At 60.7% G+C, this 15241-nt stretch carries 13 protein-coding genes and 2 tRNA genes; 3 read left to right on the plus strand and 12 right to left on the minus strand.

The window, feature by feature from the left end; all coding sequences use genetic code 11:
- Positions 1 to 85: 85 nt before the first annotated feature.
- Together murA and ramA are read right to left on the minus strand one after the other, a co-directional pair.
- The gene (murA, locus tag HMPREF2550_RS07980; protein ID WP_070764384.1) at positions 86 to 1342 is read right to left on the minus strand and encodes a UDP-N-acetylglucosamine 1-carboxyvinyltransferase; all 1257 of its coding nucleotides are present in this window, start codon (positions 1340 to 1342) and stop codon (positions 86 to 88) included.
- 51 nt (positions 1343 to 1393) lie between these two features.
- Positions 1394 to 2233: an acetate metabolism transcriptional regulator RamA gene (ramA, locus tag HMPREF2550_RS07985; protein ID WP_038594659.1), complete on the minus strand. Its 840-nt coding sequence runs from the start codon at positions 2231 to 2233 to the stop codon at positions 1394 to 1396.
- 270 nt (positions 2234 to 2503) lie between these two features.
- Here ramA and cysK point away from each other — a divergent pair, with 270 nt between their 5' ends.
- Positions 2504 to 3439: a cysteine synthase A gene (cysK, locus tag HMPREF2550_RS07990; RefSeq protein WP_070764356.1), complete on the plus strand. Its 936-nt coding sequence runs from the start codon at positions 2504 to 2506 to the stop codon at positions 3437 to 3439.
- Between the two features lie 172 nt (positions 3440 to 3611).
- On the plus strand, positions 3612 to 4199 hold the full coding sequence (gene epsC / locus HMPREF2550_RS07995) for a serine O-acetyltransferase EpsC (protein WP_038592254.1): 588 nt from the start codon (positions 3612 to 3614) through the stop codon (positions 4197 to 4199).
- An 18-nt stretch (positions 4200 to 4217) separates the two neighbouring features.
- Here epsC and HMPREF2550_RS08000 read toward each other — a convergent pair whose 3' ends face one another.
- From HMPREF2550_RS08000 to HMPREF2550_RS11910, 10 genes are all read right to left on the minus strand, one after another.
- On the minus strand, positions 4218 to 4514 hold the full coding sequence (locus HMPREF2550_RS08000; protein WP_070790616.1) for a GNAT family N-acetyltransferase: 297 nt from the start codon (positions 4512 to 4514) through the stop codon (positions 4218 to 4220).
- 125 nt (positions 4515 to 4639) lie between these two features.
- Positions 4640 to 4712, minus strand: a tRNA-Phe gene (locus HMPREF2550_RS08005).
- 22 nt (positions 4713 to 4734) lie between these two features.
- Positions 4735 to 4808, minus strand: a tRNA-Asp gene (locus HMPREF2550_RS08010).
- Positions 4809 to 4926: 118 nt separating this feature from the next.
- Positions 4927 to 6120, minus strand: coding sequence for an imidazolonepropionase (gene hutI / locus HMPREF2550_RS08015; RefSeq protein WP_070790617.1), 1194 nt, complete (start codon positions 6118 to 6120; stop codon positions 4927 to 4929).
- A gap of 94 nt (positions 6121 to 6214) precedes the next feature.
- Positions 6215 to 7906, minus strand: coding sequence for a urocanate hydratase (gene hutU, locus HMPREF2550_RS08020; protein ID WP_083319852.1), 1692 nt, complete (start codon positions 7904 to 7906; stop codon positions 6215 to 6217).
- Between the two features lie 117 nt (positions 7907 to 8023).
- Complete coding sequence (locus HMPREF2550_RS08025) at positions 8024 to 9421, minus strand: YjiH family protein (protein ID WP_083319853.1); 1398 nt, start codon at positions 9419 to 9421, stop codon at positions 8024 to 8026.
- Positions 9422 to 9433: 12 nt separating this feature from the next.
- Positions 9434 to 10579 (minus strand): CaiB/BaiF CoA transferase family protein, encoded by a 1146-nt coding sequence (locus HMPREF2550_RS08030; protein ID WP_070790618.1) that lies wholly within the window; start codon positions 10577 to 10579, stop codon positions 9434 to 9436.
- A 13-nt stretch (positions 10580 to 10592) separates the two neighbouring features.
- Positions 10593 to 11759 (minus strand): acyl-CoA dehydrogenase family protein, encoded by a 1167-nt coding sequence (locus tag HMPREF2550_RS08035; protein WP_070790619.1) that lies wholly within the window; start codon positions 11757 to 11759, stop codon positions 10593 to 10595.
- Between the two features lie 172 nt (positions 11760 to 11931).
- Positions 11932 to 13479 (minus strand): histidine ammonia-lyase, encoded by a 1548-nt coding sequence (gene hutH, locus HMPREF2550_RS08040; protein ID WP_070790620.1) that lies wholly within the window; start codon positions 13477 to 13479, stop codon positions 11932 to 11934.
- A gap of 33 nt (positions 13480 to 13512) precedes the next feature.
- On the minus strand, positions 13513 to 14247 hold the full coding sequence (locus HMPREF2550_RS11910) for an IclR family transcriptional regulator (protein WP_083319867.1): 735 nt from the start codon (positions 14245 to 14247) through the stop codon (positions 13513 to 13515).
- Positions 14248 to 14283: 36 nt separating this feature from the next.
- Here HMPREF2550_RS11910 and hutG point away from each other — a divergent pair, with 36 nt between their 5' ends.
- Positions 14284 to 15234 carry a formimidoylglutamase gene (hutG, locus tag HMPREF2550_RS08045; RefSeq protein ID WP_070790703.1) on the plus strand — a complete coding sequence of 317 codons (951 nt, stop codon included), beginning with the start codon at positions 14284 to 14286 and terminating at the stop codon, positions 15232 to 15234.
- Positions 15235 to 15241: the final 7 nt, after the last annotated feature.

The raw sequence follows: 15241 nt of genomic DNA on the forward strand, positions 1-15241 counted from the left end.
ACACCCACACACCAACACAAATCCCCAGCACACAGCACGTTTTCAAGCATCGCTCAAAGCTCGTTATGTGCCCCCAGAAACGTTGCTATGCAAGCACGCGCTCAATGTGCCCGCCGAGCTCGTTGATCTGCTCGACGAACTTCGGGTAGCCGCGATCGATGTGGTGCACCTCGTGCACGGTCGTCTCCCCGTCGGCAACCAGCCCGGCGAGCACCAGGCCCGCACCCGCGCGGATGTCACTGGACCACACGTCGGTGGAAGACAGGTGGTCAACGCCACGGATGACCACGTGGTGGCCGTCGACGTTGGCGTCGGCACCCAGGCGCAGCATTTCGTCGACAAAGCGGAAGCGCGCCTCGAAGACGTTCTCGGTGATCACAGTGACGCCTTCGGCGACGGCGCTGATCGCGATGGCCATCGGCTGCAGGTCCGTCGGAAAGCCGGGGAACGGCAGGGTCTGGTAGTCCACCGCCTTGGGGCGCTGGTCCATGCGCACGCGGAAGCCGTTGTCGTAGGTCTCCACGTTCGCGCCAGCGAGCTTGAGTTTGGACAGCGCGAGGTGGAGGTGGCGCGGCGCGATGCCGGTGACCGTGATGTCGCCCTGCGTGATTGCCGCGGCGTACGCCCAGGTGCCAGCGACAATGCGGTCGCCGACCACATAGTGTTCGGTGGGGTGCAGTTCGTCGACGCCATCGATGGTGATGGTGGACGTGCCCGCGCCGCTGATGCGCGCGCCCATGGAGTTGAGCATGTCGCACAGGTCCACGATTTCTGGTTCGCGGGCGGCGTTATCCAGGACCGTCTGCCCGTCGGCAAGCACTGCGGCGGTGAGGATGTTCTCGGTGGCACCGACGGAAGGGAAATCCAGGTTGATCTTCGCGCCGGTGAGCTTGTCGGCCTTCGCCACCACGGCACCGTGCTCGATGTGCGTGGTCGCGCCCAGCTTCTCCAGCCCAGACTGGTGCATGTCGAGCGGGCGCGAGCCGATCGCGTCGCCGCCCGGGAGCGCAACGTAGGCCTCCGCGCAGCGCGCGACCAGGGGGCCGAGCACGGCGACGGAGGCGCGGAACTGCCTGACTGCCTCGAAGTCAGCGCGCGGCGAGACCCTCGCCGGGGTGGTAATACGCACGGTCGGCCCGTCGATCTCCACGTCGCAGCCCAGGCCGACAAGCACATCGCGCATCAAGGGCACGTCGAGAATCTCGGGGCAGTTGTGCAGGGTGGTCGTCCCCTCGGTAAGCAGTGCAGCGGCCATGAGTTTGAGCACGCTGTTCTTCGCGCCGTCAACCTTGACCACGCCTTCAAGTCGGTTACCGCCAGTTACAAGGAATCGCTCTTTCACGCGCCCCACTGTACTCAACTCCGCACCCGCGGCGTCAGGCGTCTTAACCCCTTAGGGCAGCGCGCCGATGCGGCGTGCGGCGTTGACCGCCTCGTAGCGGGTGTGCGCGCCCAGCTTGCGCATCACGCTGCGCAGGTAGGACTTCACGGTCTCGGCACCGATGCCCATTTCTTCCGCAGCCTCCACGTTGGTGTGGCCGAGGGCAACGCAGGAGAGCACGTCGAGCTCGCGGGCAGATAGCTTGGTCGTCTGCTTGATGCGTACTGGCGAAACCATCTGGTCACAGAGCTGCTCGAGCTCCTTGCGCAGCGCGTCGTCGTCGACGCGGTTGGCCAGCATGCGCAGCTTCGAGTGCGTCGCGCGGATCTGCTCCCACTCCGCGCCATTCATCACGCGGCCGGTCTTCGGGTTCGCCTTACCGTCGCCTGCGTTGCGCAGCGCCGAGTTCACCGCCAGCTCCTGCTCCAGGGTGCGCGCGGTCATCGCGACCTCTTCAATCACCTTGTCGCCGAGGCGCACCGGCGAGTGCACACCGACATAGAGCACGCCGCGGATCTCGCGCAGCACGATGACCGGCACCGCAACCACGGAGTGCAGCCCCTCGTCCTGAATGTGCTTGTCGTACTCGTGGGAAATCACGTTTGCGCGCGTGTAATCGGACACACCGACCGCGCGGCGAGTGCTCACCACTCGTCCACCCACGCCAGCCCCCTGCTCGAGCACCAGGTCCTGCAGCGCCGGGGTACGCAGCCCGATCCACTGCGTAATCTGCAGCCTGCCGTCGGGCAGCAGGGTCCCGTACATGGCCACGGGGATGCCGGTGGCCGTTTTCAGCGCGGTCAGTGCGGCGCGGATTGCATCATCATCGTCTTTAATCCGCTGTGCATCCATGGTCATTGCTGCGTGCCTTCCACCCATCCGTGTGCCCCCATTGGGGGCATTGGATCGAACTTGACATTGAAACACCAACATCATAACGCGCGATCGGGGGTAGTGAAAGTTCAGCCCCACGCCCCGAGCCTTTGCTTATCGACGCCACGCCACCCCCGCCTAGCCTCCAAACCAAGCAGTTCGTTTTGAATGAACTAGCCGGTCTACTTTTTGTGTGTATAGTGAGCACCACAACGCGAAAGCAAAAACAACTAAGGAGCTGATCTCCCAGTGGCAAAGATTGCTAACAACGTTCTGGAACTCATCGGCGGCACCCCGCTGGTCGAGCTGCAAGGCATTACCAAGGACTCCAAGGCCCGCGTGCTGGCCAAGCTGGAGTTCTACAACCCGGCAAACTCGGTCAAGGACCGCATCGGCAAGGCCATCATCGAGGCCGCTGAGAAGTCCGGCGACCTGAAGCCGGGCGGCACCATCGTCGAGGCAACCTCCGGCAACACCGGTATCGCGCTCGCCCTCGCTGGCGCGGCCAAGGGCTACAAGGTCATCCTCACCATGCCGGAGACCATGTCCACCGAGCGCCGCGTGGTGCTGCGCGCCTTCGGTGCAGAGATCGTGCTGACCCCGGGTGCCGCTGGCATGAAGGGTGCTGTGGAGAAGGCTGACGAGATCGTGGCCAACGACCCGGGTGCTATTCTGGCCCGCCAGTTTGAGAACGAGGCAAACCCGGCCATCCACTACGCCACCACCGGCCCGGAGATCTGGGAGGACACCGATGGTGAGGTAGACATCCTCGTCGCTGGCGTGGGTACCGGCGGCACCATCTCCGGTGCTGGCAAGTACCTCAAGGAGCAGAAGGCCGAGGTAAAGAACATCGCCGTCGAGCCGGCTGCCTCCCCGCTGCTGTCCACCGGCGAGGCTGGCCCGCACAAGATCCAGGGCCTGGGCGCCAACTTCATCCCGGGCACCTTCGACCGCAACCAGGTCGATGAGATCATCACCGTCTCCAACGAGGACGCCGTCGCCACCTCCCGCGAGCTGGCGCGCGAGGACGCAGTCCTGGCTGGCATCTCCGCTGGCGCAAACGTGAAGGCCGCGCTCGAGGTCGCTGCACGCCCGGAGAACGAGGGCAAGACCATCGTGGTCATCATCCCGGACTTCGGTGAGCGCTACGTCTCCACCATCCTCTACGAGGACATCCGCGACTAATCTGTCCCGCGCGTACTACTCGGTACGCGCATGCAATTGAGCACCGCCATCCCGGTGGTGCTCATTTTTTATTCCTGCTCCCCGCCGCCCTGACCTGCCGACTTTGAGACCGTCTGCGCGATACACCCTGGACCGTCTCACCGGGCAGGTAACGAAAGGTAAACTCTCCCGCATGCTCAGCATCTTTTCGCGCATTAAAGAGGACTTGGACAACGCGAGGGCCCATGACCCCGCCGCTCGCGGCGACGTGGAAAACGCCATCGTGTATTCCGGCCTCCACGCGATCTGGGTTCACCGCATCTGCCACTGGATGTGGCAGCGCGACATCAAGGGCCTCGCACGCATCCTCGCGCAGGCGAACAGGTTCTTCACCGGTATTGAGATTCACCCTGGTGCCACCATCGGCCGCCGCTTCTTTATCGACCACGGCATGGGCATCGTCATCGGAGAAACCGCGGAGATCGGCGATGGCGTCATGCTCTACCACGGGGTCACACTCGGCGGCCAGGTACTCACGCAGACCAAGCGCCACCCCACCATTGGCGACAATGTCACCATCGGCGCAGGCGCAAAGATCTTAGGCCCAGTCACCATCGGGTCCAATTCTGCTGTTGGCGCCAACGCCGTGGTCACCAAGGACATCCCGGAAAACTCCATCGCGGTGGGCATCCCCGCGAAGGCGCGCGAGCGCAAGGAGACCGAGGTCCGCAAGCTCGTGGACCCGGACTGCTACTTCGACAACGGGCACTACGTGATTTAGCCCGTTAGAGACGCTGGTTTACTCGACCAGATCCTTGTACTCCGGGTTCTGCACGATGTAGCGCGCCACCGCCGGGCAGGAGGGGACGACGGTGCGGCCGTCCACGCGAGCGTCGTCAAGCGCGAACTTGATCAGCGGCTTCGACAGGCCCTGGCCCCGGAACTTGGGGTCGACGACCGTGTGGGGCAGCTCGCGTGCGTCCCCATTGTCGGTGTAGGTGGCGAAACCGGCGAGCTCTCCGCCCACGTGGATCTCGTACTGGCCCTTTTCCTCGTTCTTGGAAAGCTCCGGGTTCGTTTCTGCAGTCTCCGACATGATCGCTCCTTTTGAGAATTCCGTTAGGGTTCATTGGCTCAATTGGTGGCCCAGCCTACCGAATACTCCATGGCGGCTCGTGTGCACAACACGAAGCCCCTCCACAAAGTGGAGGGGCTGGGGTGTGGCCAGAGCCAGGATCGAACTGGCGACCCCACACTTTTCAGGCGTGTGCTCTACCAACTGAGCTATCTGGCCGGAACTACACGAGGCAGTTCTGCGACCCTGACGGGACTTGAACCCGCGACCTCCGCCGTGACAGGGCGGCGCGCTAACCAACTGCGCCACAGGGCCTTATTTATTTGCTGTGCTCTCTCGGGCACGGATTGTTACTTTACATGGCACCGGTAATAGCAACAAATCCGCACCTCAGGTGGGTTTTTCATACTCCACAGGAGAACGAGAGCATCCTCTACCCGTAGACTTTCTTCCCCGCCACCCAGGTCTGCCACGTAATCGGCATACCGGGCCGGTATGCAAGGTTGATCGCGTTTTCTGCATCGAGGATATGCAAGTCTGCGGCGGCTCCCGGCACGAGTGTCCCCTTAGCAGGGCGTCCTTGGGGATCTTTGCCTTCGCCGACGTCATGGCGGCGCAAGGCTTTTGCCCCACCCGTTGTCGCTGCCTCAATAGCTTCGTCGAGCGTGAGGTACTGCTGCAGGACCGCAGTGGTCACGCAGAAGTTCATCGAGGACGTAAACGACGTGCCCGGGTTGAGGTTCGATGCGATGGCGACGGTGGCGCCGGCGTCGATAAGTTTGCGGCCCGGCGCGAGGTCCTCGCGCGTAGACAGGTCGCAGGCGGGCAGTAGCGTGGCCACAGTGTCCGAACCTGCCAGCAGCTCGAAGTCCTCGTCCGAGAGATAGTTAACGTGGTCCACGCTGGCCGCGCCCATCTCCACTGCAAGCTTCACACCCGGGCCTTCGCCGAGTTGGTTGCCGTGCACGCGCACGCCCAGGCCCACCTTCTTGCCGGCCTCGAGCACACGGCGGGACTGCTCCTCATTGAAAGCCCCGCGCTCGCAGAACACGTCGATCCACTGCACGTGGTCCTTCACGGCATCCAGCATCGGGCCGACGACCTCTTCGATGTATTCGTCAGCGTCCGCTCCTGGCGGTACAAGGTGTGCGCCTAGGAACGTCACCTCATCCACGTGCCGGGAGGCAACCCTCGCGGCTTCCGCCTCGGATTCGATATTCAGCCCGTAGCCAGTCTTGGTCTCAAACGTGGTGGTGCCACCCGCATGGCCCGCGGCGACGCGCTCCTCCACCAACTTGTCCAGGCGCTCCTCGCCGGCGGAGCGGGTCGCCTCCATGGTCACAGCGATGCCGCCGGCGGCGTAAGACTCGCCAGCCATGCGGGCATCGAACTCTTCGGCGCGGTTACCGTCGAAGACCATGTGGGAATGGGAATCCACCCAACCAGGCAGGATCGCCCGCCCGCCGATGTCGACGGTTTCAGCAGCATTTGTCGCCGCCGCGGGGGCTTCTTCGGCGGGGCCGACCCAGGCGATCACGCCGTCGTCGATAAGCAATGCTGCGTTCTTAATGGTGCCTAGCTCGGAGACCGTGCGCAGCTCGGAAATGCCAGTAATAAAAGTGCTCATGGGTGCCTTTCTAGGAGGATATGCAGAGTCCAGGTTAATGAAATAGGTCAACGCTGACGCCCCGGAAAAGGTGCGTCAGCGTTGGGAGGTGCAACTAGTCGCGTGCCTGGAACTTCATTGGGATACGCACGCCGCGCTCCTTCGCCACCTCATCGGCGCGGGAGTAGCCAGCATCCACGTGGCGGATGACACCCATGCCCGGGTCATTAGTAAGCACAGCCTTGAGCTTCGCCTCAGCAAGTTCGGTGCCGTCAGCCACGGTGACCTGACCGGTGTGGATCGAACGGCCCATGCCTACACCACCACCGTGGTGAATAGACACCCAGGTGGCTCCACCGGACACTGCGGTCATGGCATTGAGGAGCGGCCAGTCAGCCACCGCGTCGGTGCCGTCAAGCATCGACTCGGTCTCGCGGTAAGGCGACGCCACGGAACCGGAGTCCAGGTGGTCACGCCCGATGACGATAGGCGCCTTGACCTTGCCTTCCTTGACGAGGTTATTAAAGATTACGCCAGCCTTGGCACGCTCGCCGTAGCCGAGCCAGCAAATACGCGCAGGCAGACCTTCGAATTCCACGTACTCCTCGGCGGCATCGAGCCAGCGGTGCAGGTGCTCGTTGTCCGGGAAGGCTTCCTTGATGGCCTGGTCGGTGACCTTGATGTCCTCCGGGTCGCCGGAAAGCGCAACCCAGCGGAAGGGGCCAAGACCCTCACAGAAGAGCGGGCGGATGTAGGCCGGGACGAAGCCCGGGAACTCAAACGCGCGGGAGTAGCCTGCCTTGCGGGCCTCGTCGCGGATGGAGTTGCCGTAGTCGAACACCTCGGCACCCTCGTCCTGGAACTCGACCATTGCCTGGACCTGCGCGGCCATGGCCTCACGGGCTTTCTTGGTAAAGGTGGTCGGGTCCTCAGCGGCCTCGGTGTGCCAAGTTTCGAAAGGTACTTCGGTTGGCAGGTAAGACAGTGGATCGTGTGCGGAAGTCTGGTCGGTGACGATGTCCACGGTGAGCTCGCCTGCACGGTGGCGGCGCAACATCTCCGGGAACACCTCGGAAGCATTGCCGACGAGACCGACGGAAAGCGCGCGCTTCTCGTTCTTCGCGTCGGTGACCAGTTTGATTGCTTCCTCGAGGTCGGTGGTGACCTCGTCGAGGTAGCGCTTGCCCTGGCGACGCTTCAGACGGCCCTCGTCCACGTCGACGATCAGGCAGGCACCGCCGTTGAGGGTGACGGACAGCGGCTGCGCGCCACCCATGCCACCACAACCGCCGGTCAGCGTCAGCGTACCTGCGAGGGTGCCGTCGAAACGCTTCTTCGCCACAGCAGCAAAAGTTTCGTAGGTGCCCTGCAGGATGCCTTGGGTCGCGATGTAAATCCAGGAACCGGCCGTCATCTGGCCGTACATCATCAGGCCCTCGTCCTCGAGCTTGCGGAAGTGCTCCCAATCCGCCCAGTCGCCCACCAGGTTGGAGTTAGCGATGAGCACGCGCGGAGCCCACTCGTTGGTCTTCCACACGCCGACCGGCTTGCCCGACTGGATCAGCAGCGTCTCATCGGACTCGAGGTCCTTCAGCGTATCGACGATCGCGTCAAAGGCCTCCCAGCTACGTGCCGCACGGCCGGTGCCGCCGTAGACGACGAGGTCATCAGGGCGCTCCGCAACCTCGGGGTCAAGGTTGTTCTGCAGCATGCGCAGCGGAGCCTCAGTCTGCCAGGACTTTGCAGTGATCTCAGTACCTCGCGGAGAGCGAACCTCGCGTGCACCTTCGGACCAGTTCTTTGCCATGTGAAAAATCCTTTCTTGTTGCCTCATCGATCTGATGACCCGATAGTAACGGCCATCACAATCGGTTTGAAGCGGGTATTACAGTGGTATGTCTCGCATACGAGACTCATTTCAGGGTTAGAAGATCAGGTACGCCAGGGGCAGGGTCAGGATGATGGAGAGCACCACACGCTGGAACCAAATGATCACCATGTGGCTAATCTTCAACGGAATCTCTGTCGCTAGTACTGCCGGAATCATGGAAGAGAAGAAAAACACTTGACTGATAGACACCACGCCTACGGTGAAGCGCAAGACATCAGATTCGCTGTCGGCTACCAGCGTCGCGGGGAGGAAAAGCTCTGAGAGCCCAATAGCGAAAGCTTCGGATGCAAGCCACGGATCAGGCAACTGCCCCGCCCATGCGAGCGGGTAGAACAGCACACCGAGGATTCGAAACACTGGGGTATAAAACGCCAGCGCGAGACCGATGATGCCGACGGACATAATGCCTGGGATGACCTGGATGGTCATAAGCACGCCATCTTTGAAGTTGCGCCAGATCGTTTTTGGCAGCGACTCCGCCTGCGCCAAGAACGCCTTTGCTTCACGCCATGCCGCAGAGACAAGTTTTCCTTCGACTTTCTCCTCTGGCTGCGGAGTAGCACCCGGATAGTATTCATCGGGGATTGTGCTCAATGGAGGGATACGCACGACAACGGCTGTCACCAAGAAACACACGATCAGCGTTACTGCGAAATACACGCCCCAAATGTGCATAAGGTCAAGGGTGCGTGCCACCACCACCATGAAAGTGGCCGATGCCGTAGAGAATCCCGCTGCAATAATGGACGCTTCCCTCGCTGTGTACCCACCGGTCCGATACACACGGTTGGTAATGAGCAGCCCCAGAGAATACGACCCCAAGAACGAGGCCACGGCGTCCACCGCCGACTTACCCGGAGTGCGATACACCGGCCGCATAAAGCGCTGCACCATCACGCCGATGAACTCCATGAGGCCAAAGCCAACGAGTAGGCCGAGAAATACCGCGCCTACCGGGATGAGTAGACCAACGGGAATCACGAGTTTGTTCAGGATAAACGGGCCGAGGCGTTCATCGAAGAGGAAGGCCGGCCCGAAGCCAAAGACGAGCATCGCGCACAGCAGCACGGCAAACGCAGAGAGGAACGCAAAAACCATTCTTGCGACGTCCTCTCGCCACTTGCCTGAGGCGAATTGGTAGATCGCCCCTGCCGTGATCATGACGAGAGTGATGTACGGCAGTGCACCGCTGAGCGAGCCTTGCAACCACGTGACAATGTGGTCTAGCAGGATCGTATTATTTTCGCCGACTGTAAATGGAACAAAGAAGGCGAACGACCCAATTGCGCTATAGAGGAAAAACCTCCATTTATTCTTTGGTTCATTGCCACCCGTTTCTCGCTCAGGCGGAAGGGAAGGAACTGCGGTTACTTTTGCGCCAACGATGCGACGTGTACTCCCGCCTCGGTGCTGCTCCTGAGAATTATTCATGATGCTACTCCTTTACGGGACCTGTCCAGTGCGCAGCTCTTCGCTCAGCCAGCCCTCAATACAGTCATTGTGCTGTCCCAGCGTCGGTGCCGGATTCGGCGCTTCCATCCCGTCCAGCTTGAGCGGCGTAGCAAGGGTGCGAAACCCGTCTGTCTCTTCTGCGATCACACCGCGCTCCTTGGCGAAGGGGCTGCGCAATGCCTCATCCAGTTCGTAGACCCGCGCGGTAGGTACTCCATGCTCCTCGAACAATGCGATGGTTTCTGATCGGGTTTTTGTACTCAGGGCTTCTTCAATCAGCTCGCGCAACGCAACCCTGTTTTCGGAACGAGCAACTGGTTCGGCAAAGCGGTGGTCAGTGGCCAGCTCCGGCATCCCTAAAGCTGTAGCGAGCCGTTCAAACAGTCGATTCGTCGTAATCGCAATGACTACGTCGCCGTCTTTGGTGGCGTAGGTCGAGAAGGGGGCAGAAAGGCCGTGATCGTTGCCGATGCGGGTGGGCGGCGACTCGTCGTAAAGCGCGCGCATGCCCACAGATTCCATGACGGAGATCAGCGAGTCATACATGGCGAGGTCAAGATGCTGCCCCTTGCCAGAGGACTCTCGCTGGTAAAGCGCAGAAATTGTGCCGAGGGCAGCGTAGAGGCCCGGGATGAGATCACCGAGGGAGACCCCTACTCGCGTGGGCTTGCTGTTCGGCCACCCGGTGATAGACATCAGTCCACTCATCGCCTGCGCAACTAGGTCATACGCCGGTTCCTTTGCAAGCGAACCCGTTTGCCCGAAGCCGGAAATACTGGTGATCACGAGGCGCGGATTAACTTTGAGCAACTCCGCCGGTGCGAGGCCGAGCTTTTCCAGCACACCGGGACGAAAATTCTCGACGACGACATCAGCGCGCCGTACCAGATCCCGGAGGACTTCCTTATCGTCTTCATTCTTGAAGTCCAACGTAATACCCAATTTGGAGCGATTAAATAGGCGGTAGTACGCAGACTTGCCCTCAACAAACGGTCCGAATTGACGTGAATCATCACCCCACGGGGACTCAACCTTGATGACTTCTGCACCAAGATCAGCCAAGATCATCGAGCAGAATGGCCCTGCGAGCACCCGAGAAAGATCAAGAACACGGATACCAGAAAGTGGTGCGTTCATGTTTTACTCTCCCCTAAACAAATGCGGATTCACCGGTGATCGAGCGGCCAACGATGAGCTGGTTGATGTCGTAGGTTCCCTCATAGGAGTAGATAGCCTCGGCATCGTTGAAGATCTTCGCCATGCGATAGTCGGAGATAAGACCGTTGCCACCCATAATTTCGCGGCCAAGCGCCACAGTCTCGCGCATCAGCTTGGACGTGAATGCTTTCGCTAGCGCGGACTGTTCGTTGTTTGCCGACCCTCGCTCTTCCATGCGCGCCAGCTGGGCCATCATGGACTCGCTCGCGACCAAGTTGCCCTGCATCGTGGCAAGCTTGTCCTGGTTGAGCTGGAATGAAGAGATCTTCCTGCCAAACTGCATACGCTCGTCCGCGTAGCCAAGAGCGACATCGAGCGCGCCCATTTGCGTACCGACGGCCTGCCATCCCACCGTAGAGCGTGCGCTCTTAAACACTTTGTTGATGTCCTTGAAGGAATTTGCCCCCTCCAGCTTGTCGCTATCTGGCACGAACACGTTGTCAAGGGTGATGTCGGCGTTCTGCACTGCACGAATAGCAATGCGGTTTTCCATCAAGGTCGCCTTGTAGCCTTCAGCCGAGGTATCCACGATGAAGCCCTTGACCTGCTCATCCTCAGGGTCGCGGGCATATACCGCGACGTAGTCGGAGAAGGTAGCGTTCCCAATCCAACGTTTTGCGCCGTTCAGGATCCACCCGCCATCAACCTTCTTGGCAGTGGTTCGCATGCCTTGAGCGACATCGGAGCCTGCCTCCGGCTCGGTGATTGCCAGCACACCCGTCTTGCGCACGGCATACAAGTCGCCGAGCCAGCGTTCTTTCTGCTCCTCGGAGCCTAGGAGCTCAATACTTCCCGTGAACAGTCCATCTTGCCCCGAGAAAAATGTGCCGACCGAACCGTCGGCACGATGAATCTCCGCTGCTACTAGACCAGCGAGCAGCCGGGAGCGACCTTGGCCACGCACCAGGCTGATGATGTTGAGCTCCCCAATCGACGGGAGCAACTCATGGGGAAATTCTGAGCGGTTCCAGTAGTCCACTGCAATCGGGAGCACTTTCTCCTGCGTCCACTCGCGGACGCGGTAGAGAATCTCCTTCTCTTCTGTAGGGAGTTCGCTTTCGAAGTCGTAGAAGTCACCATTCGGGTAACGGCCAGCCATTGTGAGCCTCCAATCACATTCCTTGCTGAAATATGGTGTAGGTAACAGCCTAAGAAGTATTGCGCGGCTCACAATGGCGGTAATTAGCTATATGTCTGGGATACGAGACAGAGCTTCCCCTTGCTGATATAGCCAGCCCACGTCAGCGACTTCGCCCGAAGTGCCGTGCCCACTACCGCAGTTCACCCACTGCGGCCTCCACCGCAGCAACAATGTCTCCGCCTTGAACCAGCTCAACGGAAGAAGCAATCTCCGGGGCGAGGAAGCGATCGGTCGCCGGGCCATCAACGCGCTGACGAAGCACGCCGAGCGCGGCAGCTGTTCCACCGGCGGGATCTCCGTCACGCATGTCGATAGCGCGGGCAGCAGTGAGGATTTCAATCGCAAGCACCCGCTGCAGCCCATCCACACTGCGACGCAGTTTTCGACCAGCCGCCCACCCCATGGACACATGGTCCTCCTGCATTGCAGACGATGGGATCGAATCAGCAGACGCGGGTGCCGCGTTTCGCTTCAGCTCGCTGACGATGCCAGCCTGCGTGTACTGGGCAATCATATGCCCAGAATCCACCCCCGGATCGCTCGCCAAAAACGCGTTGAGCCCCCGATTACGGGCGGGGTCAAGAAAGCGATCAGAGCGGCGTTCGCTTATCGACGCCAGGTCCGCGACCACAATGGCCAAAAAATCAAGCGCATAGGCCACCGGCGCCCCATGGAAATTTCCATTGGACGATACTCGACCATCCTTCGCCACCACCGGATTGTCAATCGCGGAAGCAAGTTCACGCTCGGCCACAGTGGTGACATGCTCAAGCGTATCGCGCAAACCGCCTGCCACCTGCGGGCTACAGCGGACTGAGTACGCATCCTGCACGCGCGTGGATTTGAACTCCTCGTGCGCGGATTCGAGAATCTGCGAGCCTGCGGCAACGGTGCGAATGTTGTATGCAGCGTCAGCTTGCCCCGGATGAGGGCGGAGCTCTTGGAGGTCCTCATCAAACACAGCGAGTGTTCCGGCGAGTCCTTCTACCGCCATGGCGGTGGCGATGTCTGATACTTTGGCAGCCTCGCGCAAATCCGTGATCGCCAAACAGAGCATGCCAAGCATCCCGTCCGTTCCGTTAATGAGTGCCAAGCCTTCTTTCTCCCGCAGACTGAGCGGCTCGATACCGGCAGCAGCGAGTGCTTGACTTGCCTCGATCGCCTCACCACCGCGGACCCGCACTTCCCCCTCTCCCAATAGAGCAAGCGCACAGTGAGCCAAGGGGGCCAAGTCGCCTGAGCAACCGAGCGATCCGTATTCACGCACCACCGGTGTGATCCCCGCGTTGAGCGCAGCTGCATAGGTCGCTGCAACGACCGGCCGCACCCCGGTGCGCCCTGTGCACAGAGTAGACAGACGCAACAGCATCATCGCGCGGACGACTTCTTCTTCAACTTCGGGGCCAGAGCCAGCGGCATGAGAGCGAACAAGGGAAACTTGCAGTTGTTCGCGTCGGTCTTCGGGGATATGACGCGTCGCCAAGGCACCAAAACCAGTGGACACACCATAAACCGGGGTCGGGTCAGCAGCGAGCTCCTCAATCCTGGTCCGCGTTCTGCCTATCTCCTCCACTGCATCCGCATCAATAACGACCTCCGCACCGTAACGTGCTACGGCGACCACCTCTTCGATGGAGAGGGGGCCAATTCCAACTGAAACTTTTTGCACTGAAATCATGTGCGATATATTAGAGCAGCAATGTGGTTCATGTCATAACTCGCCGAAAAAGTGTGCTTGTAGGCGCGCAGCCGCACGCCGTAGTTCTAACGCAAGCTGCTCTGCATTCGCAGTACCTACAGAAAATGTGACCGCAAGCGCTGCGGCCGGGCGCTCCAGGTGATCAAGTACCGCCACCGCAACAGACTCCTGCCCTCGGGATACTTCTTCACGCTCGCTAGCCCACCCTTGGCGTCGATAAGCAGCAAGCTCTTCTTTGTAGTCTCGAAAGCGGAGTCGCTCACCCGAGGAATTGAAGACTGCTCGTAGCTCTGTCTCTGGCAAATGCGCCAACATGATTCGGCCCGAGGCGGTAGACAGCGCGGACAAGCGGACCCCTACTTCCGTTACCAGGGATACGGCACCCGGCGAACGAACTTCGTGCAAATACACGATTTCCGAGCCAGCAAGACGCGACAAGTGAGACGAGCCACCAGCGATCGCCGCGATCCGTTCGAGCGGACTCGTCGCGAGCCGCACCAATGGCTGCTGTGTGGTGTACGCCTGCGCCATACGGTAAGACGCCAACCCCAGCCCGTACGTACCAGCTGACCCTAAGCGCACGACAAAACCAGAGTCCTCCAACTCACGCAACAGGTGGTAGGTAGTCGAGCGCGGCAGATCAAGCTCCCGCTGGATGCGTGACGCGGAGATTGGAATATCAGTAGCAGACAGCAAAGCGAGAATGCGCAGAACGTTATGCGCAGCTGGGACTTGTCGTTTTTTCATCATGCCCAGTATGCATCGACGCTAGGCTTGGGACGCATGAACACTGTAACCGCTCCTCTGTTCTCCCCTGCCCCCGCTTGGACCGGACGCAACGATGGCCCAGGCCCAGAGCACGCACGATGGCATAGCGTCGTTGAGACCTCTGCACAGCCTTCGGCTGGCGCCGTGCACCTCATCGGGTTCGCCTCCGATGAGGGCGTTGAGCGGAATGGGGGCCGTCAAGGCGCAGCCGAAGGCCCCGCGGCACTTCGAAGCGCACTCGGATCTCTCGCCGTCCACCAACAGTGCCAACTCATCGACGTCGGCACCGTCACCACTCAGCAAAACGACCTCGAAGTCGCCCAACGCGAGCTCTCGGACCACGTACGCGAGCTGGTTAGCGCGCAAGGCGACGCAGGCATGACGGTGGTACTTGGCGGTGGACACGAAACATCGTTCGCCACGCACCGCGGCGCTTACGAAGCGATCGGGCCGATGCAGGTACTCAATTTCGACGCACACTTTGATCTCCGCGCCGCGGATCGGCCAACCTCTGGCACTCCATTCCGGCAAATCGCGGACCTCGTAGGAAGCGATTTTGACTACTCAGTGTTCGGTATCTCCCGCCCGAACAACACGTCGACGCTTTTTGATACCGCTGACCAGCTTGGGGTCAACACCGTGTTAGACACTGAGCTCGCGGAACTGAGCATCCGCGAAGCCATCGAACGCGCGCTCACGGCCGTGAGCGGGAACCGCCCGATTCATTTATCCATTGACTTGGATGTTTTACCCGCCGCAGTCGCTCCAGGTGTTTCTGCCCCCGCATCCTTTGGGGTGGAGTTCGCCGCACTTCGCGCTATGGTCTCTGCTGTCGCCGCTACCGGCCGGGTGGCACTTTTGGATGTAGTCGAGCTCAACCCTGCTTTCGATGTGGATAACCGCACCGCTAAAGCCGCAGCGCGGCTTATTAACGATGCGGTTATGGCGGCCAAAACGTCCCGCTAAAGTCCCC

It is taken from the genome of Corynebacterium sp. HMSC074A01, from assembly GCF_001831515.1.
Classification (GTDB): Bacteria; Actinomycetota; Actinomycetes; order Mycobacteriales; family Mycobacteriaceae; genus Corynebacterium.